Origin of the sequence: Cupriavidus sp. 2KB_3 (genome assembly GCF_052115685.1) — a bacterium.
Taxonomy (GTDB): Bacteria; Pseudomonadota; Gammaproteobacteria; order Burkholderiales; family Burkholderiaceae; genus Cupriavidus; species Cupriavidus campinensis.
In genome coordinates, this window is sequence record NZ_JBFRHD010000012.1 from 1 (window position 1) to 21,627 (window position 21,627).

The 21,627-nt window shown below is 64.8% G+C and carries 17 protein-coding genes and 2 tRNA genes; 10 read left to right on the forward strand and 9 right to left on the reverse strand.

The features are described 5' to 3' along the window. A partial coding sequence (locus AB4120_RS14230; RefSeq protein ID WP_441641843.1) for an IS3 family transposase occupies positions 1-117 on the forward strand: 117 nt, incomplete at its 5' end. Between the two features lie 68 nt (positions 118-185). Here the strand turns inward: AB4120_RS14230 and AB4120_RS14235 are convergent. The 5 genes from AB4120_RS14235 to AB4120_RS14255 all read right to left on the reverse strand — a co-directional run bounded on the left by AB4120_RS14235 (position 186) and on the right by AB4120_RS14255 (position 6,984). Continuing rightward, the gene (locus tag AB4120_RS14235; RefSeq protein ID WP_149135687.1) at positions 186-872 is read right to left on the reverse strand and encodes a C40 family peptidase; all 687 of its coding nucleotides are present in this window, start codon (positions 870-872) and stop codon (positions 186-188) included. 359 nt (positions 873-1,231) lie between these two features. Further along, positions 1,232-2,881: an ABC transporter ATP-binding protein gene (locus AB4120_RS14240; RefSeq protein WP_441642454.1), complete on the reverse strand. Its 1,650-nt coding sequence runs from the start codon at positions 2,879-2,881 to the stop codon at positions 1,232-1,234. Continuing rightward, positions 2,878-4,008: an ABC transporter permease gene (locus AB4120_RS14245; RefSeq protein WP_149135685.1), complete on the reverse strand. Its 1,131-nt coding sequence runs from the start codon at positions 4,006-4,008 to the stop codon at positions 2,878-2,880. Before AB4120_RS14245 ends, AB4120_RS14240 begins: the two co-directional genes overlap by 4 nt. Continuing rightward, complete coding sequence (locus AB4120_RS14250; RefSeq protein WP_092289763.1) at positions 4,005-5,054, reverse strand: microcin C ABC transporter permease YejB; 1,050 nt, start codon at positions 5,052-5,054, stop codon at positions 4,005-4,007. The genes AB4120_RS14245 and AB4120_RS14250 overlap by 4 nt, the downstream gene beginning before the upstream one ends. Positions 5,055-5,079: 25 nt before the next feature. Beyond that, on the reverse strand, positions 5,080-6,984 hold the full coding sequence (locus AB4120_RS14255) for an extracellular solute-binding protein (RefSeq protein WP_149135684.1): 1,905 nt from the start codon (positions 6,982-6,984) through the stop codon (positions 5,080-5,082). Positions 6,985-7,201: 217 nt separating this feature from the next. On the opposite strand from AB4120_RS14255, the gene fabI reads away from it, so the two are divergent. The 4 genes from fabI to AB4120_RS14275 all read left to right on the forward strand — a co-directional run bounded on the left by fabI (position 7,202) and on the right by AB4120_RS14275 (position 11,962). Further along, on the forward strand, positions 7,202-7,987 hold the full coding sequence (gene fabI, locus AB4120_RS14260; RefSeq protein ID WP_149137490.1) for an enoyl-ACP reductase FabI: 786 nt from the start codon (positions 7,202-7,204) through the stop codon (positions 7,985-7,987). A 160-nt stretch (positions 7,988-8,147) separates the two neighbouring features. After that, positions 8,148-9,827 (forward strand): ABC-F family ATP-binding cassette domain-containing protein, encoded by a 1,680-nt coding sequence (locus AB4120_RS14265; protein ID WP_149137489.1) that lies wholly within the window; start codon positions 8,148-8,150, stop codon positions 9,825-9,827. A 157-nt stretch (positions 9,828-9,984) separates the two neighbouring features. Continuing rightward, the gene (locus tag AB4120_RS14270; RefSeq protein ID WP_441642455.1) at positions 9,985-11,640 is read left to right on the forward strand and encodes a M30 family zinc metallopeptidase; all 1,656 of its coding nucleotides are present in this window, start codon (positions 9,985-9,987) and stop codon (positions 11,638-11,640) included. A gap of 10 nt (positions 11,641-11,650) precedes the next feature. Next, the gene (locus AB4120_RS14275) at positions 11,651-11,962 is read left to right on the forward strand and encodes a hypothetical protein (RefSeq protein WP_149135683.1); all 312 of its coding nucleotides are present in this window, start codon (positions 11,651-11,653) and stop codon (positions 11,960-11,962) included. Positions 11,963-11,981: 19 nt separating this feature from the next. On the opposite strand, the gene AB4120_RS14280 is transcribed toward AB4120_RS14275, so the two are convergent. Together AB4120_RS14280 and AB4120_RS14285 are read right to left on the reverse strand one after the other, a co-directional pair. Beyond that, a tRNA-Arg gene (locus AB4120_RS14280) sits at positions 11,982-12,058 on the reverse strand. Positions 12,059-12,122: 64 nt separating this feature from the next. Next, a complete protein-coding gene (locus tag AB4120_RS14285) occupies positions 12,123-13,370 on the reverse strand; it encodes a GGDEF domain-containing protein (protein WP_441642456.1) in 1,248 nt (415 codons plus the stop codon). Between the two features lie 438 nt (positions 13,371-13,808). Between AB4120_RS14285 and AB4120_RS14290 the strand changes: the two genes are divergently transcribed. The 4 genes from AB4120_RS14290 to AB4120_RS14305 all read left to right on the forward strand — a co-directional run bounded on the left by AB4120_RS14290 (position 13,809) and on the right by AB4120_RS14305 (position 16,237). Further along, a tRNA-Pro gene (locus tag AB4120_RS14290) sits at positions 13,809-13,885 on the forward strand. Positions 13,886-14,271: 386 nt separating this feature from the next. Continuing rightward, entirely contained in the window at positions 14,272-14,493 is a 222-nt protein-coding gene (infA, locus tag AB4120_RS14295) for a translation initiation factor IF-1 (RefSeq protein WP_008641674.1), read from the forward strand. Between the two features lie 179 nt (positions 14,494-14,672). After that, positions 14,673-15,149 (forward strand): SixA phosphatase family protein, encoded by a 477-nt coding sequence (locus AB4120_RS14300; protein WP_441642457.1) that lies wholly within the window; start codon positions 14,673-14,675, stop codon positions 15,147-15,149. A 236-nt stretch (positions 15,150-15,385) separates the two neighbouring features. Continuing rightward, positions 15,386-16,237 (forward strand): GNAT family N-acetyltransferase, encoded by an 852-nt coding sequence (locus AB4120_RS14305; protein WP_441642458.1) that lies wholly within the window; start codon positions 15,386-15,388, stop codon positions 16,235-16,237. Positions 16,238-16,354: 117 nt separating this feature from the next. Here the strand turns inward: AB4120_RS14305 and ppx are convergent, their stop codons facing one another. Beyond that, entirely contained in the window at positions 16,355-17,887 is a 1,533-nt protein-coding gene (gene ppx / locus AB4120_RS14310; protein ID WP_149135665.1) for an exopolyphosphatase, read from the reverse strand. A gap of 132 nt (positions 17,888-18,019) precedes the next feature. Between ppx and ppk1 the strand changes: the two genes are divergently transcribed. Continuing rightward, positions 18,020-20,140 carry a polyphosphate kinase 1 gene (gene ppk1 / locus AB4120_RS14315; RefSeq protein WP_149135664.1) on the forward strand — a complete coding sequence of 707 codons (2,121 nt, stop codon included), beginning with the start codon at positions 18,020-18,022 and terminating at the stop codon, positions 20,138-20,140. Between the two features lie 51 nt (positions 20,141-20,191). Here ppk1 and phoR read toward each other — a convergent pair whose 3' ends face one another. Further along, complete coding sequence (gene phoR / locus AB4120_RS14320; RefSeq protein ID WP_149135663.1) at positions 20,192-21,538, reverse strand: phosphate regulon sensor histidine kinase PhoR; 1,347 nt, start codon at positions 21,536-21,538, stop codon at positions 20,192-20,194. Positions 21,539-21,627 lie beyond the last annotated feature (89 nt).

Consider the following 21,627-nt stretch of genomic DNA (forward strand, 5'->3'; position numbering starts at 1 on the left):
CAGTTGCGTCGTGGCATAGCCGAATACATCCGGTACTACAATCACGACCGCATCAAGCTCAAGCTAAAAGGGCTGAGTCCTGTGCAATACAGGACCCAGCCCTTGGCCGCGGCCTAACTTACCCGTCCAACTTTAGGGGGTCAGTTCACCGAGGCAGTCCTTTTTTTGTCTGGCAAGCAGCCGGTTCAGCCGCCGTATAGCGAGCGACCCTGGGCGGCCGGATCGAAGCGCTTGAGCGTCTCGACCATGCTGCCCATGCCGTTGTCGGCGTCGCCGCGCGAGGCATCGTCGATGCGTCGCGCGCCGTTGTAGCGCGTTACCCAGTAGCTGGCGCGCATGTCGTCCACGCGGATCTTGCTGCCGGTGGACGGCGCATGCACGAACTTGTTGTCGCCAATATAGATGCCGACGTGCGAGAACGTATGGCGCATGGTGTTGAAGAACACCAGGTCACCCGGACGCAGTTCGTTGACCGCCACAGTGGTGCCAACCTTGCTGATTTCGACAGAGCGACGCGGCAACACGAAGCCGAAGGTGTCGTTGAACACGTAGCGGACGAAACCGCTGCAGTCCAGGCCGGATTCGGGGCTGTTACCGCCGAAGCGATAACGCACGCCAATCAGGCCCAGCGCGTTCATGACCAGGTCGCCAGCCTTGCTGGCAACGTTGCTGGTGGAGTTCATCACCGACGACAGCAAGCCACGCTTGCCTTCCGGATGGGCATCCGCGCTCAGTTCCGCGCGGGCATCGATCCGGGCGTCCGGGTCCTTGAACACCGTATCCGCCAGCACTCCATTCGACACAGTCGCACCGCATGCAATGGCAATTCCAATAGCGGCGCGCGCCAGGGAATGAAGTACCGTTCGTTGCATTGGTTCTCCTGATAATCGGATTTATCTGACCGGCATGTCAGACATTGCCGGACAAACGCTAGACATCAGGGCGGTATGTACGCAAGACATATGCCAGCGCACGGTGCACGATTCGGATGCGTGATTGACCTTCCCAAAGGTCAGCATGCGACCGACAGACCACCCTCAAAAATAGCCATCGCGGGATGGTAAATGACTGTCATTGTCGTGTCAAAGATGGTTACAAATTCGCCCGAAATCGCAGCCAAATCAATGAGCTAGCGTGAAAAACGTATCTTTTTTCTCGTATTCCGCATAACGGCGATGTGATACATCGCGCTGTCATGCTGGTGCGGCATGCCTGCTGCGATGCACATCACTCAGACGGCCCCCAACTGCGCGGCCGCCATCAGCTTGCGCGTATACGGATGCTGCGGTGCGCCAAGTACCGTATCCGTCTCACCTGCTTCCACCACTTCACCATTTTTCATCACGACCACGCGGTGCGCCATCGCACGAATCACCGCAAGATCATGGCTGATGAACAGATAGCTGAGGTTGTACTTGTGCTGGAGCTGGGAAAGCAGCGCCAGCACCTGCTGCTGGATCGAGACGTCAAGTGCAGAAGTCGGCTCATCGAGCACCAACACCTGCGGCTTCAGGATCAACACACGGGCAATCGCAATACGTTGCCGCTGGCCGCCCGAGAACTCGTGCGGATAGCGGCCCAGCGCCGTGCGGTCCATCCCCACCTCGCGCAGGGCCTCGATCACGCGCTCGCGCATCGCCTCGGGCGACAGCCCCGGCTGATGCAGGGCGAGGCCCTCCCCGACGATCTGCTCGATGGTCATTCTGGGCGACAGCGAGCCGAACGGGTCCTGGAATACCACCTGCATGCGCGACCGCAGCGCACTGCGCTCCTTGTGCGTGCATGCGTCGAACGCACGCCCCAGGAAGCGGATGGCCCCGCTGCTCTTGCGCTGGAGCGCCAGCACGGCGTGGGCCAGCGTGGTCTTGCCGGAGCCAGATTCGCCGACGATACCGACCGTCTCGCCCTCGCGCAGTTGCAGGTTCACGTCCTTCACGGCCACGAACTGCTCCTTCGAGAACCAGCCGGCAAACCCGGCGCGTTTCTTGGCATAGCTGACGCAGAGCGCATCGGTCTCCAGCAGCACCGGGGCCAGTGGCACCAGCGGCAGCACCTCGCGGCGCGGGCGGCTATCGATCAGCTTGCGCGTGTACGGATGGCGCGGATTGGCGAACACCTCGGCCGTCTCGCCGGACTCCACCAGCACGCCCTTCTCCATCACCCCCACCCGCTGCGCGAACGCGCGCACCAGGTTCAGGTCATGGGTGATCAGCATCACCGCCATGCCGAACTCGGCCTGGAGGTCGCGCAGCAGATCCAGGATCTGGGCGCGGATGGTCACGTCGAGCGCCGTGGTCGGCTCGTCGGCCAGCAGCAGCTTGGGCCGGCAGGCCAGGGCCATGGCGATCATCGCACGCTGGCGCTGGCCGCCCGACAACTGGTGCGGGAAGCTGTTGAACCGGTTGGCGGCGTCGCTGATGCCGGTCCGCTCGAGCAGCGCGATGGCACGGTCGCGCGCGGCGCGGCGGTCCAGGCCCTCGTGCAGCGCCAGCGTCTCCACGATCTGGTTGCCGATGGTGTAGAGCGGGTTCAGGGCCGTCATCGGCTCCTGGAAAATCATGGCGATCTCGGACCCTCGGATGCGCCGCATCTCGCGGTCGGACACGCGCAGCAGGTCCTGGCCCTCGAAGCGGATGGCACCCTGGTAGTGGGCGTCGCCAACCAGCCGCAGCATGGCCAGCGCGGTCACGGTCTTGCCCGAACCGGACTCGCCGACCAGCGCGTAGCGCTCGCCGGCACGCAGGTCGAAGCTGACCTCGCGCACGGCGCGCGTGGCGTGCTCGCCCTCGCCGAAGGTCACGGACAGCCGGTCCACACACATCAATTGCGTACCGGGCGCCAGCGGGGCCACGGCATCGGGGAACGTTGCAGCGAGGCTCATTGCACGGCCTCCGCGGCAGGGCTTCCCGCAGGTGCTTTAGGCTCCACACGACCACGCAGCTGGGCCAGCCCCAGACGTGTATCGAACGCATCGCGCAGCGCATCGCCCATGAAGGTCAGCAGCAACAGCGTGATAACGAGCACCGCGAACGTGGACAGCGAAATCCACCAGGCATCAAGGTTGCCCTTGCCTTGCGCCAGCAGCTCGCCCAGGCTCGGCGTCGTCGGCGGCACGCCCAGGCCCAGGAAATCGAGGCTGGTCAGCGCCAGGATGGCCGCGCTCATCCGGAACGGCAGGAAGGTAATCACCGGTGTCAGGCTGTTGGGCAGGATATGGCGCCACATGATCTGGACATTGGACAGGCCCAGCGCGCGTGCTGCCTTCACATAGTCGAGCGAGCGGTTGCGGTAGAACTCGGCCCGCACGTAGTCGGACAGCCCCATCCAGCCGAACAGCGACAGCAGGATGATCAGCAGCGCCAAACTTGGCTCGAAGATCGACGCGAAGATGATCAGCAGGTACAGCTCGGGCATCGAACTCCAGATCTCGATGGCGCGCTGCGAGAACAGGTCGAAACGCCCGCCAAAAAAGCCCATCAACGCGCCGGTGAGCGTGCCAACTAGTACACCGATGATCGTCAGCGCCATGCCGAACAGCACGGACACGCGGAAACCGTAGATCAGCCGCGCCAGCACGTCACGGCCGCGATCGTCGGTGCCAAGCCAGTTCTCGGACGACGGCGGCGCCGGATTCGGCTCCTTGGCGAAGTAGTTCAGCGAATCGTAGGAATACTGATTCACAGGAAAAATCGCGAAATTGCCATGCGTGGTGATCCGGTCGCGGATGAAGGGATCGAGGTAGTCGGTACGGGTCGGGAAGTCGCCGTCGAACGTGGTTTCCGGGTAGACCTTGACGATCGGGAAGTAGTATTCGCCCTTGTAGCGCACCACCAGCGGGCGGTCGCTCGACAGCACCTCGGCGCACAGGCTCAGGACGAAGATCACCACGAACAGGATCAGGCTCCAGTAGCCCAGCCGGTTGCGGCGGAAGCGTTGCCAAGCGCGCTGGCGCGGCGACGGCGAGTGTGGCAGCCCGTTGGGCACCGCACCGTGGGAGAGAATGCTCATCGGTGCATGCCCTCGAAGTGAATGCGCGGGTCGACCATTACGTAGCAGACATCCGAAATCAGGCGCGTGACGAGCCCGATCAGCGTGAACAGGTAGAGCGTGCCGAGCACGACTGGGTAGTCGCGGCGCAACACGGCTTCATAGGACAACAGGCCCAGCCCGTCGAGCGAAAACAGCGTCTCGATCAGCAGCGAACCGGTGAAGAACGCGCCGATGAACGCCGCCGGGAAGCCGGTGACGAGCGGGATCAGCGCGTTGCGGAACACGTGCTTCCAGAGCACGCGCCGCTCCGCGAGGCCCTTGGCCCGTGCAGTCAGCACGTACTGCTTGCGGATTTCCTCCAGGAACGCGTTCTTGGTCAGCATGGTGATGACGGCGAAGCTGCCCACCACCGACGCCGTGATCGGCAGCACCAGGTGCCAGAGGTAGTCCATCACCTTGCCCATCAGCGTGAGCTGGTCCCAGTTGTCTGAGGTCAGCCCGCGCAGCGGGAACCACTGGACGAACGTGCCGCCACCGAACAGCACCAGCAGCAGCACCCCGAGCACGAAGCCCGGAATCGCGTAGCCCACCAGCACGATCATGCTGCTGATGACATCGAAACGACTGCCCGCCCGGATCGCCTTCGAGATCCCGAGCGGGACCGATATCAGATAAGTCAGAAAAAACGTCCAGAGCCCGAGGCTGATCGACACCGGCAGTTTCGACTTCACCAGCTCCCAGACGCTGCGGTGCTGGAAGTAGCTCTGGCCCAGGTCGAACTGGGCGAAGCGCTTCAGCATCATGAAATAGCGCTCGATCGGCGGCTTGTCGAAGCCGTAGAGCGCCTGGATTTCCTTGATCTTGTCCGGGTCCACGCCGCGCCGGCCGCGGTATTCCGCCCCGCCGCCGCTGGCCTCCCCGCCGCCGCCACGGCCCTTGAGTTCGAGCATCATCTGCTCCACCGGGCCGCCCGGCACGAACTGGATCACGACGAAAGTCAGCGTGATGACCCCGATCAGGGTCGGAATCATCAGCAGGATGCGTTTGAGCAGGTAGGCAATCATGCGCGTCCGGGTTCCGTCAGTGCCGTCATTGGGTCTTCGGCGTCAGATCGTTCCGCCACCAGTTGGAGAGGATCCAGCCCTCCGCCGTATAGAAGTACGGCAGCCGGGTCGGGTAGGACATGGTCTTGCGATAGGCCACGCGATGCGAGGCACTGTACCAGTTTGGCACGATGTAGTACCCGTGCATCAGCACGCGGTCCAGCGCGCGGCCGGCCGTGACGAGTTCGTCGCGGGTGTGCGCGTGCAGCACGTGATCTACCAGCTTGTCGATGGCCGGCGATTTCACGCCGAACAGGTTGTCCGAGCCAGGCGTGGTCGCGGCCTCGGTCGTGAAGCGGTCGCGCAGCTCGTTGCCGGGGCTTTGCGAGTCCGGGAAGCGGATCGACACCATGTCGAAGTCGAAATCCTCCAGACGCTTCTGATACAGGGCGAAGTCGGTGGTGCGCTGGTGCACCTCGATGCCGAGCTTCTCCAGATTGCGCACATAGGTGGTGATCACCCGGCTCATCGCCCCGCCGTCATCGAGGAATTCGAACACCAGCGGCTCGCGCTTGGCGTTGCGCAGCGCGCCGTCCTCGTAGGTCCAGCCGGCCTGGGCCAGCAGGCGGCGGGCTTCGCGCAGGTTGTCGCGCAGCGAGCGCGGCGCGTTGGTGGTAGGCTGCACCACATCGAGGCCGAACACCTCCGCCGGCAACTGGGCGCGCAGCGGTTCCAGCAGCGCCAGCTCGCCCGGGCCGGGGCGGCTGTCGAACGTAGCGCTGGCGGCCAGCTCGCTATTCGAGAACCAGCTGTCCAGCCGCTTGTACGCGCCATAGAACAACTGGCGGTTCAGCCATTCGAAGTCCAGCGCCAGGATCAGCGCGCGGCGGACGCGCACGTCCTGAAACACCGGTTTGCGCAGGTTCATCACGAAACCCTGCATGCCGGCGCCGTTGCGGTGCGGGAACTCGGTCTTGATCAGCTCGCCGTTGCGAAAGTGCGTGCCGACATAGCTTTTCGCCCAGTTTTTCGAGCGATACTCGACGATGGCATCGAACTCGCCGGCCTTGAACGCCTCCAGTTTGGCCGTCTCGTCCTTATAGAGTCGGTAGACCACGCGGCCGAAGTTGAACGTGCCGCGCCGCACGGCCAGATCCTTGCCCCAATAGCTCGGATTCCGCTTGAAAATGATGCCGCGGCCGGCGTCGTAGCGTTCGATGACGTAGGGGCCGCTGGTGATGGGTTCCTCGAAGGTCAGCTTGTCGAACGACACCTTGGCGGTCCATTTCTTCGAGAACACGGGCAGAGAGCCGACGATCAGCGGCAATTCCGTGTTGCGCTGCTTGAAGTCGAAGCGCACGGTGCGCTCGCCGGTCACGACCACGGCCTTCACGTCGGTACACATGCTGCGGTAGCCAGGGCTGGCCGACTTGCTCATCAGCATGTCGTACGAGTACTTGACGTCCGAGGCCGTGACCGGATCGCCATTGGTGAAGCGCGCCTCGGGCCGGATGTGGAAGGTGACGGACAGCGCGTCGGGCGCCACGGTAACGTCATCGGCCAGCAGGCCATAGGCGCTGGCGGTTTCGTCCGCGCTGCTGATCAGCAGCGACTCGAACATCAGCGCGTTCAAGCCGGGCGCCGCGGTGCCCTTGAGCGTGAACGGATTGAACTTGTCGAAGCTCGTGCGTCGGTCGGGGTTGGCCAGCGTCAGCGTGCCGCCCTGGGGGGCATCGGGGTTGACGTAGTCGAATTGCTTGAAATCGGCCGGATACTTGAGGTCGCCATGCAGGGCAAATCCGTGCGCGGCATGCGCCAATGCGGGAAAACCCGAAGCCAGTACGAACATCCACAGCGCCAATGGCGCCAGCCCCCGCACCTTCTGCAGCAACGCGCCACGACGAAAGCACTGCCCTGCCGCCTGAAGCGGCCAACGTGCGCGAATAGGCATCCCGTTGCAGACCTCCACTCTGACCTGGACATGCCCGGCGTCTTGTGGCCGGGCGAAGTTGTGCGACAATTTTACATGCGTCCGGGTGGCCTCCAGCCATCCGGACATTCCCTCTACGCGGCGCAACAAACTGCGGGGAACTTTACCCGTCGTGCACCGGCCCCGGGGGCCGAGCATGAAACATGCCCGCCCCACCCTCACATATCTTGGAGAACTTATGGGATTTCTGGCAGGTAAGCGGATCCTGATCACCGGCTTGCTGTCCAACCGCTCGATCGCCTATGGCATCGCCTCCGCATGCAAGCGCGAGGGCGCCGAGCTGGCCTTCACTTATGTCGGCGAACGTTTCAAGGACCGCATCAGCGACTTCGCCAAGGAATTCGGCTCCGACATGATCTATGAGTGCGACGTGGGCAGCGATGAGCAGATTACCGCGACTTTCGCCGCTCTGGGGCAGCGCTGGGAAAAATTCGACGGATTGGTGCATTCGATCGGCTTCGCGCCGCGCGAAGCCATCGCCGGCAATTTCCTGGACGGGCTGTCGCGCGAAGGCTTCCGCATCGCGCATGACATCTCGGCCTACAGCTTCCCCGCACTGGCCAAGGCCGCGCTGCCCCTGCTGTCCGACAAGGCATCGCTGCTCACGCTGACCTACCTCGGCGCCGAACGCGTGGTTCCGAACTACAACACAATGGGCCTGGCCAAGGCGTCGCTCGAGGCAAGCGTGCGCTACCTGGCCGAGGCTGTGGGCGAGCGCGGGATCCGCGCCAACGGCATTTCGGCCGGCCCGATCAAGACGCTGGCCGCGTCCGGCATCAAAGACTTCGGCAAGCTTCTCAAGCATTTCGAGGAAGCCGCGCCGCTGCGCCGCAACGTGACGATCGATGAAGTGGGCAACGTGGCCGCCTTCCTGCTGTCTGATCTGTCCAGCGGCGTGACGGGCGAGATCACCTATGTCGACGGTGGCTTCAATATCGTCGGCGCGGGGGGCGTGGGGGAGTAATCCCGGCAACGGCCTGCAGCCATGGAGAGCGCCCCAGCCGGGGCGCTTTTTTTTCGTTCCTTCGTCGATTGCCTCCCGCCGTCTTTGCTGCGCCGCAACAAAAACGGGCCCCAGGTGTCCGGTCGGCTATCATGGCGATCCTCCCCGAAGTAGCTCCCCCATGATTTCCGTTCGTAATGTCACGCTGCGTCGCGGCGTCAACGTCGTGCTCGACCGCGCGTCCGTCACCTTCAACCCCGGCGAGAAGATAGGTCTCGTCGGCCGCAATGGCGCCGGCAAGTCGTCCTTTTTCGCCCTTCTCAACGGCACGCTGCACGAAGATAGCGGCGAGTTTTCGATTCCCGCCGCATGGAAGATGGGCCAGGTCGCGCAGGACATGCCGGAGACCGAGCAAAGCGCTACCGATTTCGTCGTCGAGGGTGACACCGTGCTGTTGGCCGCGCAGGCCGAAGTTGCCGCCGCCGAGGCCAGCGACGACGGCATGCGGATGGCGCACGCCTACATGGCCCTGCACGACGCTGGTGCACACGATGCCCCAGCACGTGCCCAGGCGCTGATCCTGGGCCTTGGCTTCGGTGCTGCGCAGCTTAGCCAGCCGGTCAACAGTTTCTCCGGCGGCTGGCGCATGCGGCTGCAACTGGCGCGCGCGCTCATGTGCCCGTCCGACCTGCTGCTGCTCGACGAACCCACCAATCACCTTGACCTCGACGCACTGGTCTGGCTGGAAGCCTGGCTCAAGCGCTATCAGGGGACCATGGTCGTGATCAGCCACGACCGGGAGTTCCTCGACGCCGTGACGCAGGTGACGGTGCACGTCGACAATGCCAAGCTGGTGCGTTACGGCGGTAACTACAGCAAGTTCGAAGACATGCGCGCCGAGCAGCTCGTGCTGCAGCAGGCCGCGGTGGCGAGGCAGGCAGACAAGATCGCCCACCTGCAGAAGTTCATCGACCGCTTCAAGGCCAAGGCCTCGAAGGCGAAGCAGGCGCAGAGCCGGGTCAAGGCGCTTGAACGCATGGAGAAGATCGCACCGGTGCTTGCCGATGCGGAGTTCAACTTCGAGTTCAAGGAGCCACTCAACGTCCCGAACCCACTGCTGTCGATGCTGGACGCAAGCTTCGGCTACCCGGCGCCGGCCGACGCGCTGCCGGGCACGCCGCCCACGGTCATCGTAAAGGGCATCAACCGTTCCGTGCTGGCCGGGCAGCGCATCGGCATTCTCGGCGCCAACGGCCAAGGCAAGTCCACGCTGGTGAAGACGGTGGCGCACGCGCTGGCGCCTGTCGCCGGCGAAATCAGCGAAGGCAAGGGCCTGAATATCGGCTACTTCGCGCAGCAGGAACTCGATGTGCTGCGCCCGCTCGACACGCCAATGGAGCACATGATCCGCCTGGCCAGAGACACGCCGCCGCACATGCGCGCGCCCGGCCAGAGTGGCACCGAACAATCCCTGCGCACCTTCCTCGGCACCTTCAATTTCAGTGGCGACATGGTTCATCAGGCAGTCAGCACGATGAGCGGCGGCGAAAAGGCGCGGCTCGTGTTGTGCATGATCGTGTGGCAGCGCCCCAACCTGCTGCTGCTCGACGAGCCGACCAACCACCTCGACCTGGCCACGCGCGAAGCGCTAGGCATGGCACTCAATGAATTCGAAGGCACGGTGCTGCTGGTCAGTCACGACCGGGCCCTGCTACGCGCCGTCTGCGATGAATTCTGGCTGGTCACCAAGGGCGGCGTCGAGCCCTTCGACGGCGATCTGGACGATTACCAGCAGTTCCTGCGCGACGAAGCCCGTCGCATGCGCGAGCAAGCTGCCGCGGCGCCGACGGTCATCGCCTGAGATACCCTTCATCGGACTGCAATCTTTCGCGGGGACCAGTGTGGACGCCGTTCAGATAGAACAATTGCGAATCTCTCCGGGCAACTGATCCAGATCAATCGCCCGGTAGGCGGTCCATGGAAAAAGATTCCTTTCCAACTTGAAGAGGAAAGGAATCATGATGAAGAAGCTGGTCCTGGCGTGCTGCATCGTTGGCGGGCTTGCCGGGTGCGGCGGCGATGGCGGGTCCGACCATCCCGCTGCGGCGCCCATCCCACCCACCCCACCTGCCCCGGCTTCTCCCCAGCCTTCGGCTGACCTGCTGTCGGTCGCTTGCACCGACTGTGGCACCGTCGACGCCAATACGTATGCCGGCACCAACGTGGGGGTCTGGCGGCATGTGAACGCCAGCGCCACCCCGGTCGATGTGCCGATCAACATCCGGGGACTCTCCGGGCAGGACGTCACGCTGGTCTTCACTAACCAGGGCGCCGAGCCGCAGGCTATGCCGGCCCTCCCGCTGGTGCCCAAGGCATCCGCGTCGGCGATCGGCAAGGCGTGGCGTCTCGATGGGCAGGAAGGTGCACTCATGCGCCGCATCGGCGAATTCAACGCCCATGGCTGGGCCCGGCTGGCGGCCACGCGCCCCCTGGCGGCGCTGGATGCGCGGGAGGCGCGGATCGCCCCGCGCCAAGCCACGCTCAACGAGACCCGCACCTGGCATGACGCGCAAGACCAGCCGCACACGGCGACCCTGGTGCGCCAGTCACAGGCCAGTGATGGCACGGCCGTCCACTTCTGGATCGAGAATGCCGAGCACAGCCTTGCGAAGGTCAGTGACGCCACCATCGATGCGCTTGCCGCCAGCTTCCTGGGGCCCGGGAAGGTCTACGACCTGCTGACGCAGGTGGGCGGGCCGCTCTGGGGCGCGCATGGGTACGCGGATTTGATCCCCGGTACCGGTCAACCGCTCGATATCGTCATCCTCAAGCTGACCAGCGACAACCCATCCGCGCGGCTGATGGGCTATTTCTACGCGCGCGACGTGATCCGGCGCAGTGCCGGCTTCCCCCATAGCAACGAAGCGATGGGCTTCTTCCTGAACTCGGAATCGCTGTACGTTGCGGATGACGCTGCCGTGAGGCAAGTCGCCAGCACCATGACGCATGAAGGCATGCACTTGCAGAACTTCTACCGCCGGGGCGCCGGCCACGGTCCACAATATCTGTTCGATACCTGGCTCGACGAAGCCACCGCGATGATGATGGAGGACTTCGTCGGGCACGCCATTGACCCAGCCATGAACGAGATTCGCGATATCCGGTTCCGCGACTACATCGGGATCCGCAACGGCATGTACAACTGCAGCCTGACCACGTGGGAGCCGTTCGGGGACACGTGCGAGAGCTACTCGGTGTCGGGCTCGCTGGGCGGCTTTCTCAATCGCCAGCTTGGCGCGGGGTTCTTCTCGCGGCTGCTGCGCGACGTGAGCAGCGAGAACTCCCTGGCAGTCCTTGACTCGGCGATTCGGGCGGAGAGCACCGGCGCGGGGCTCGGCGAGCAGCTCCGCCGCTTCTCGGCGACTGCCGGATCGCTGATGCGGGCCGCCGACAGCCCGGCTGGCTACGGCTTTCCGGCGCGCATCGACGGCGCGCTCCGACTGCCGTTGATCGATCCGCAGAATCTGGCCGGGATCCGCGCGCTAACGCAGACCGTCCCGACGCAACTGCAGCCGTACGCGAGCATTCCCATCGCCAGGCCAGCGCTGCATGGAATCTATAGCGAACGGGTAAGCGTGCCACCCGGCACCGCGCTTTCGGTGGTCATCCAATGAGGAGAGGAGAGTGACAAAGCGAGGCCTTCTGGCCATGGCGGCCGCCGGTTGCCTCGCGGCCTGCGTCGGATCGGCACCGCCTCCGGCGGTGGGCGCGCGCATCTCGCTCACCGGCGAGGTGCGGATCATCGGCAATGCGCCCCACCCCATGGCCGTGCTGCAGGTGGACGATCAGACGATATGGGAGTTGACCGGGATCAGCATCGCACTGGTTCGGCCACTGGTGGGCCGGCGGGCAACGGTCAGGGGGACGGTACGACGGGCGCCTGCACCCGGAACCTGGATGCCTGCCCTGGAGGTGGAAAGCACGACGCCGCCGTGAACCTTCCGCATGAAGAGCTTGGCCCGCCCTAGAGGATTCGAACCTCTGACCGCTCGCTTAGAAGGCGAGTGCTCTATCCAACTGAGCTAAGGGCGGCCGGGGTGCCACGAGCCTTGCCGTGGCGGCAAGGCCAGCATTCTACTCCACCGCGCGCGCGAAATCAGGTGGATTCGCGTTCGCGCACGCGGGGCCGGCGCGGCATGCCGACCGGCTCGCCGCTGTCGTGCGACGACACGCAGTTGCGGCCCATCTGCTTGGCGTCGTAGAGCGCGCGATCGGCACGGCGCATGACGGCATCGGCGTTCTCGCCAGCCTGCCGCTCGGCCATGCCGATACTGACGGTATAGGCAATCGGGTCCGGTTCCGAGGGGCACGGCGCGCCGCGCACGATCGCATTCAGCCGCAGGCTCACTGCACGGCCCGCTTCCATCCCGGTATCGGGCAGGACGATGGCAAATTCCTCACCACCCAGTCGCCCCAGCACCGCCCCCGGCGGCGCGGCCTTGCGCAGCAGCCCGGCGAAGTGGCGTAGCACGCTGTCGCCGGCCAGATGGCCATACAGGTCGTTGATGGCCTTGAAGTGATCGAGGTCAATGAACGCCACGGTGAACGACTGCCGAGTGCGCTCCGCCTGTTTGCAGGCCAGTTCGAGTTCCTCCCAGAACGCGCCGCGCGAGAGCACATCAGTCAGGTCGTCGTGCCGCGCGCGACGTTCCAGCATCCGGCGCAACCGGTCGTGCGCCATCAGCGCGAAGCTGACCGACAACCCCACCACCCCGAACACGAACCAGACCGTGACGCCGCCATCGGCATCGACCGGCTCGCGTGGGCGCGCCTGGCCCAGCGCCTCCAGCATCGGCAGCGCCTGCATACCTGCCAGCGCAGCGCAGGCCAGCGCCACGAAGCAGAGACACAGCGCGGCCAGCCGCCCGGTGCCACGCTTCTCCGACACGCACGGCGCCGTGATGCGGATGATCTCGAGCGACAGCAGTATTTGTATACAGGAAGCGGCCAGCGAGAGCGACACCCCGAGCGCCGCCGACTCCGGCAGCGAGGCCGGCGCAAGGTGGCTGGCCGCATGAGCCCCCACGGCGACCAGGGCCGGCAGGTTGGCGATAGCCAGCACCCTGCCCCGACCCGGCCTGCCGACGAAATGGCGTGTGCCATAGACCATCATCGACAAACCCACGCTTAGCGCCAGTTCGGGCAAGCCATGGAGCGGCCATTCGGCGCGCCACGCATGGGCCGCCACCAGCACCACCGCGAGCGTGACAATCAGGTCCCCCAACGCCCACGAGGTCAGCCCGCTACGTTCCATGCCCGGCGCGCGCCGCAATACGGCACAGACGACCGCCATCTGCAGCGCAAACAGGCCTGCGATCAGCACTACCACCTGCGACTGAAACATCTTCCTTCCCGTTCACCAAGGCATCGCCAGGTGCTCCGCACGGCACCGGGAAACCACCTTCTGTTTGCGGCCTGCGATGGCCGTCCTGTTTTGTTTCCGCAGGTTCCGGGCGCCCTGGGCAGCCGGTGGCGCAAGGGCACCGGTGGGGCGTGGCTCAGGCACTGCCGCGCCGCTCGCGTCGCTCGCGGCGGCTGGCGCACCATTGTTGTGATAGTCGGGACCGGGTCCGGATGGGAACAGCATCCCGGCGACGTGCGCCGGTCGGACCTTTGCGGTGTGCGGATTATGTCAGCGCGCGGAACCAAGTCAAGCCCAAAGCGCCCCGCTGAAGCGGGGTGTTGGGCGCAGCGCCGATTACGTCACGTTTCCAGCACCAGGAATGATCATTGCACGTCGTGATTGACCTCGCGAGCCGCCCCGGGCTAGAATCGCCGGCTTCGGAGCGTAGCGCAGCCTGGTAGCGCATCTGATTTGGGATCAGAGGGTCGTAGGTTCGAATCCTATCGCTCCGACCAGTTTTGCAAGTGTTTCAGGCAGTAGAACAAGTTGTGGAATCAAGGGCTTACGTCTTCGGCGTAGGCCCTTTTTTCATGGCGCCGCGCCAGCGGCTGCGCCATGCTGCATCGCCAGACGTGCTATAATCCCGCGTCAGTTCCGGGGTATCTGAGCATGCCCTGTAACCGGGTTCGTGCCGCCAGGCACACTGGATATTTCGGCGCCGCACCCCCAGATTCGGGGTATGTCGCGGCCGGTCAGACCCGGAAACACCTTGCCCGCCTGTCCCGAGACGCACAGGGCCGCGCCATGGCACGGTCCAGCCCGATCCATCATTCGTCGGGTGCTTCACACGCATTCCCTAAAAACTTACGCAGCTCTCGGGGCTGCCGCAAAGGAAAACAGATTGGCTAAGGAAGAACTCATTGAATTTGGCGGCGTGGTGTCGGAAGCCCTGCCCGACAACCGTTATCGCGTCACGCTGGAAAACGGCGTGGAAATCTGGGCATACGCCTCGGGCAAGATGCAGAAGCACCGTATCCGCATTCTGGCCGGTGACCGCGTGACCCTCGAAATGTCGCCCTACGACCTGACCAAGGGCCGCATCAATTTCCGCCACAAATCCTGAGTTCGCGCCGGTTGGGCGAGAGCCGCTGTCACGCGGCTGACATCGCCCCCGCCGACACTGACGGGCTGCCTTCGGGCGGCCCGTTTTGTTTCTGGCGATTCGTTTGACGACGCGCCTCTCGCGTCTTGCCTCCGGCCACCTGCTTCACCATACTCAAGGCACAACGAATACCTCCCGACATGAATCTGATCCTGTGGCGCCACGCCGAAGCCGAGGACTTGCCTGCTCCCCTCAGCCTCTCGCGCAGCGCCGACCTGCAGCGCCCCCTCACGCGGCGCGGCCGCAAGCAGGCCGAGGACTCCGCCGCATGGCTGCGGGCCCATTTGCCCGCCGACCATCGCGTGGTATGCAGCCCGGCCCTGCGCACGCGCGAGACGGCCGGCGCACTCAGTCGCAAGGTGGAAGTCATGCCGGACCTCGCGCCGGGCGCCGATGTCAGCGCCATCCTCGCCGCGATCGACTGGCCGCAGGGCCACGAGCACACCGTGGTGGTGGGCCACCAGCCATGGATTGGCCGCCTGGCCAGCCTGTTGCTGGCGGGCCACGAAATCAACTGGAGCGTGAAGAAGAGCGGCATCTGGTGGCTGTCCGCGCGCACGCGCGACACCGAGGCCCAGGTGGTCCTGCGCGCCGTCACCGGTCCCGATTTCCTCTAGGACGATACACGCGGATCCGCGACGGATCCGCCGCAATCCGGAGGCAAGGTTTTCAAACTGCAACACCAGTCCTTTTTTCGGATAACAACGATAGCGGCACGGAAGGCCGCTGGCTAGAGTCGCCGGTGCGCCTCCCTGGTAGAGGGACGTCATGGAAGCGTCATCGCTGCTTCACGGCACTGTCACCGGCCCTCTCTACATTGTTTCGAAGCCGTTTCGTCACCGAAAGGACATACATGCGCGACCTTCCGACGCCTACCCAGCCGCTGTTTGACGCTTTGCCCACTGGCCGCTCCGGTCAGTCGGCGCGGAGCCGTCTTCCTCGTCAGCCAGCACAGCACCAAACCTCTGCACAAGCTCCAGCGCCTGCTTTCAGTGTGGCGTGGGCACGTCACCAGGACGAAGTAGCCGAGGCGCAGCGCCTGCGCTACAAGGTCTTCGCCGAAGAAATGGGCGCACGGCTCCAGTCGTCGTCCAATGGCACCGATGTCGACATGTTCGACGCCTACTGCGACCACCTGATCGTGCGCGACCAGGAAACGCTGCGCGTGGTGGGCACCTACCGCGTGCTGCCCCCGCACCAGGCCAAGCGCGTCGGCTGCCTGTACGCCGAATCCGAATTCGACCTCGTGCGCCTGGCGCACCTGCGTCCCAAGATGCTGGAGCTGGGCCGCTCGTGCGTGCACCGCGACTACCGCTCGGGCAGCGTCATCATGGCGCTCTGGGCCGGGCTGGGCGAATACCTGCAACGCTACAACCTCGAGTCGATGCTCGGCTGCGCCAGCGTGCCGATGAGCGACGGCGGCCACTACGCGGCCAGCCTCCATCGTCTGTTCGCAGAGAAGTTCCTGGCACCGATCGAGTACCACGCGTTCCCGCGCACGCGCCTGCCGGTGGAAAACCTGAACCAGTCGCTCGACGTGGAACCGCCGGCACTGATCAAGGGCTATCTGCGGCTGGGCGCAAAGATCTGCGGCGAGCCGGCGTGGGACCCCGACTTCAACGTGGCCGACTTCCTGACGCTGCTGCGCGTGAGCGACATGAACCCGCGCTACGCCCGCCATTTCCTGGGCCTCAACCGCGGCTGAGTCCGCGACCGAAGCCTGTCGGCTCCCCGATCGAAACGGCACATTTCATCGGCATGAAAAAAGGCGACTCCGGAAACGGGGTCGCCTTTTTTGCTGGCTGCGCGAACGCCTGACGAATCAGACGTACACCACCTTGTAGCGCTTGCCCACGCGCTCCCATTCGTCGGACTCCTGCGCGAGGCTGTACTCGACGAGCGGGTTCGCATCGATCCACACCTTGGGCAGCCGCACCTCGAAACCTTCATCGAGCGCATCCGAGCGCTGGCTGACCTCGATCTCGGGCAGCTTCACGTCCGCACGGCGTCGGCATAGTACAAACGCCAGACGCAGGCTGAACAGCATGCGCCAGTCGACGAACTTGCCGCTGCCGGACAGCTTGCCGAGCTTGCCCGCATGGCCCAACAGCAGCGTCGCCAGCCGTGCCTGGTCGGTTTTCGAGAAGCCCGGCATGTCCGCATGCGTGGCGATATAGGCCGAGTGCTTGTGATAGCCGCTATGCGAGATCGACATGCCGATCTCGTGCAGGCTCGCGGCCCAGCCCAGCAGTGCGAGGTTGTCGTCGCGGCGCTCGTTAGGCGGATCGGGGAACTGGGCGAGCAGCTCGCGCGCGGCCTGCCCTACCCGGCTGGCCTGCGCGCGGTCCACGGCGTAGCGGCGCATGAACTGGTCGACGGTGACCGTGCGCATGTCCTCGTGGTGGCTACGGCCAAGCAGGTCGTACAGCACGCCCAGCCGCAGCGCGCCGTCGGTCACGTCCATCCGGTCCACGTCGAGTTCTGCGAACACGCCCAGCATGATCGACAGACCGCCCGGCAGTACCGGGATGCGGTCCGCCTTGAGGCCGGCAAGCTTCACGCGATTGGCGTTCTCGGCCTTGATCAGCGCGCGCTTGAGCCGCTCCAGGCCCTCGCGCGTGATGCCATGCTCGGTCGGGTTGTCGTTCATGCCGTTCAGTTCGATCAACTCGGCCAGCGCACGCGCCGTGCCGGATGATCCCACCGCCTGCTGCCAGCCCGCCGCCCGATACTGGCGCACCAGCACCTGGATCTCGCGCCGCGCGGCCAGTTCGGCCTGCTTGAACGCGTATTCATCCACGTTGCCGCTGGGAAAGAACTGGCGACTGTGCGACACGCATCCGATATAAAGGCTTTCCATCAACTTGGACTGATAGCCGCTGCCAATGATGAACTCGGTGGAACCGCCGCCGATGTCGACCACCAGCCGGTTGCCCTGGCAGGCCGGCGCATCGTGCGAGGCGCCGAGGTAGATCAGCCGCGCTTCTTCGCGCCCGGCAATCACTTCAATGGGGAAGCCCAGCGCACTTTCCGCCTCGATCAGGAATTCGGAGGCATTCTTGGCCACGCGCAGCGTGTTGGTGGCCACGGCGCGCACGTGCTCGGGCGAGAAGTCGCGCAGGCGGTCGCCAAAGCGGCGCAGCGCGTCGATGCCACGCCGCCGGGCGGGCTGGTCGAGGTATTTGTCAGGCGTGAGGCCGGCAGCAAGCCGCACGGGCTCGCGCAGGGCATCCACCTGGAAGATCTGGCTGGCGGGGCCGGAGGCCGTGGGCGTCTCGTCCACCCGCCCGATCATCAGGCGGAAGCTGTTGGAACCCATGTCGACGGCGGCCAGCAGGCGGGGATTCTGTGTCATTGCGTGCGTAAGTAGCGCAGGATCGGTGCAAGTTTGGCAAGAAACGCGCAAACCGGCCAAACGCGTAAGATTATGTCCTTGTCATGTCCACATCATGACAAAATCAAAGTGTCATCAAATTGACACGATTCTATGAAAAAGTCGCCACATCGCCAAAATAAGGTTCTACACATGATGACGACGCCGCCCGGCACGCTGCTGAACCGCGAGCTTGGCATTCTGGAATTCAATGCGCGCGTGCTGGCGCAAGCCGCCGACCCCAACGTACCGCTGCTGGAAAGGCTGAAGTTCATCTGCATCGTCTCCAGCAATCTGGACGAGTTTTTTGAAATCCGCATGGCGGGGCTGAAGGAGCAGATGCGCGATAACGCCTCGGGCCTGACGCCCGATGGTCTCTCCTTCCTCCAGACCTATCAGCTCGTCACGGAGCGCACACAGCGGCTTGTGGCCTCGCAGTATGACATGCTGCAGAACGTGATCTTCCCCGCCCTCGAGCAGGAAGGCGTGTTTTTTCACCTGACCAACACCTGGACTGACGATCAACGCCAATGGGCACGGGACTTCTTCACGCGCGAGCTGGGCCCGGTGCTGACGCCGATCGCGCTGGATCCCGCGCATCCGTTTCCGCGCGTGCTCAACAAGAGCCTGAACTTCGTGGTCGAACTGTCCGGCAAGGACGCCTTCGGCCGCGACGCCGACCTCGCCATCGTGCAGGCGCCGCGGGCGCTGCCGCGCGTGGTGCGCATGCCGGAGAAGCTGTCCGGCTATCCCTACGGCTTTGTGATGCTGTCCTCGTTCATGCAGGCGTTCGTGCATGAACTGTTCCCCGCCATCGACGTGGAGGGCTGCTATCAGTTCCGCGTCACCCGCAATTCCGACCTGTTCGTCTCCGAGGACGACATAACCGACCTGCGCGAGGCGCTCCAGGGCGAGTTGCCGGCCCGGCATTTCGGCGATACGGTGCGGCTCGAGGTCTCGTCCGATACCCCGCCCACGCTCTCGCGCCGACTGCTGCTGGAATCGGGCCTGACCGAGCAGGACCTGTACCGCGTGAGCGGCCCGGTGAACCTGGTGCGGCTGATGCAGATTCCCGATCTGGTCGACCGCCCTGCCCTCAAGTATCCGCCGCACGTGCCCGCGCCGGTCAAGGCGCTCCAGGCCGGGCTGGGCATGTTCGACGTGATCCGCCAGCAGGACGTGCTCCTGCACCATCCGTACGAGAGCTTCACCTCCGTGCTCGACCTGCTGCAACTCGCCGCGGCAGACCCGAACGTGGTGGCGATCAAGCAGACCGTGTACCGCACCGGCAACGAGTCGGCGGTCATGGAGGCGCTGATGACCGCCGCGCGCAATGGCAAGGAAGTCACGGTGGTGGTGGAGCTGCTGGCGCGCTTCGACGAGGAAACCAACATCAACTGGGCGGAGCGGCTCGAGTCTGCCGGCGCCCATGTGGTCTACGGCGTGGTGGGCCACAAGTGCCACGCCAAGATGCTGCTGATCGTGCGGCGCGAGCCAGCCGGCCCGAAGGCCAAGCAGGTGACCCTGCGCCGCTATGCCCACCTTGGCACCGGCAACTACCATCCGCGCACCGCCCGGCTGTACACGGACTTCGGCCTGCTGACCGCCAACGAGAAGGTCTGCGAGGACGTGCACCACGTGTTCCAGCTGCTCACCGGCACGGCGGGCACGATCCGGCTCAACCACCTCTGGCAGTCGCCGTTCACGATGCACAGCAACCTCGTGGAGCATATCCGCGCGGAGGCGCGCAATGCGCGGGCGGGCAAGCGGGCGCGCATCATCGCCAAGATGAACGCGCTGCTGGAGCCGTCGATCATCGACGAACTCTACAAGGCGTCGCGCGCGGGGGTGAAGATCGACCTGATCGTGCGCGGCGTGTGCGCGCTGCGGCCGGGCGTGCCGGGGATGTCGGACAACATCACCGTGCGTTCGGTGGTGGGCCGCTTCCTGGAGCACCATCGGGTCTACTACTTCCGTGCCGATGGCGAGGACGTGCTCTACCTGTCGAGTGCCGACTGGATGGATCGCAACCTGTTCCGCCGCGTGGAGGTGGCCTTCCCGGTGCTGGATCGCACGCTGAAGGCGCGAGTGATCAAGGAAAGCCTGCAGGTGCACCTGCGCGACAACGCGTCGGCATGGCTCATGCAGCCGGACGGCCAGTACGTGCGCAAGCGCTCGGTGGCCAAGCGGCAGCTCGTAAGCCAGGCGGAACTGCTGAGGATGTTCGGGAACTGAGGGATTCGCCCCTTCCCGCATGCGGGAGGGGCGATTTGCCGCGACCCTGGGTTACGCCGCGTGGCGGCGGGGGTCCGGCAGTTGCGGCGCCGTGGCCGCCGGCTCATAGCCGCTGCGGTCCGTCGGGAAGACGATCCGGAAGGTGCTGCCGCGCCCGACCTCGCTGGTCACGCGCAGGTCCGCATGGTGGCGCGACAGGACGTGCTTGACGATGGCCAGCCCCAGACCGGTACCGCCCGTGTCGCGCGAGCGGCTGCGGTCCACCCGATAGAACCGCTCGGTCAGGCGCGGGATGTGCTCAGGTGCAATGCCCAGCCCCGTATCGCTGACCGAAAACACCGAATGCCCATCGGTATAGCTCAACCGGATCGCAATCCGCCCGCCGTCCGGCGTGTAGCGCACCGCGTTCGACACCAGATTGCCCAGCGCCGACAACAGCTCGCTCTCCGCCCCGCGCAGCACCACGCCTGCGTCGATCTCCGCAGCGATCTGATGGCGGCCCTGCGACAGCGCCTCCGCATCGTGCACGAGGTGGGCCGCCAGCGCACCCACGTGTACGCGGTCCTGCGTCGGCGGCTGCACATCGCTCTCCAGCTTGGCCAGCGCCAGCAGGTCTTCGACAATGCGCTGCATGCGCATCGACTGCACCAGCATCAGGTCCACGTAGCGCCTGCGGTCTTCCTCGGACACCGGCAGGTCGCGCACCGTCTCCAGGAAGCCGGTAAGCACGGTCAGCGGCGTCTTCAATTCATGCGACACATTGGCCACGAAATCGCGCCGCATGGCTTCGGTGTTTTCCACCTTGGTGATGTCCTGCGTCAGCACGAGCTTGCGGTTCTCGCCGTAAGGAAGGATCTGGACAGAGGTGATGTTGCGCTTGTGCTCGCCCATGTCGCGCATGACCAGCGGTTCGTCGTAGCGTTCGCGGGTCAGGTACTGGATAAATTCGGGGCGGCGGATCAGGTGCGTGATGCGCTGGCGCACATCGCGCCGCGCGTTCAGGCCGAAATGCTGTTCGGCCACGCCGTTGCACCACTCGATCTGGTCGGCGTCGTCCAGCATCAGCACACCGTACGGCGATGCCTGGATGGCCTGGATAAAGCGCGTGTGCTGCTGCTCCACCGAAAGCACCTGCGTGCGCCAGCGCTTGACCAGCCGGTGCAGCCGGTAATAGACCTCGCCCCAGAGCCCCAGCGCGCTCGGGATTTCGCCATAGGCGGGGGCGTCGAGCACCTTCCACAGCCGGTTGATCTGGAACAGGTAGTAGCAAAGCTGCAGGAACAGCGCGATACAAAGGAAGGTCAGGCCGGCTACCGGCCCCACAAAGACGTACAGACCGGCGGCGATGACCGCCAGGCTGACGAGGATGGCCGCAGATCGGGCCCAGATGACATTCATGAGAGGGATGTGGAGTCAGGCGGGCGACCGGATGCCGGGTCGACCGCAGTCATTGCGACGGAGTGTGCCACGATTCCGCCGTGGCGATG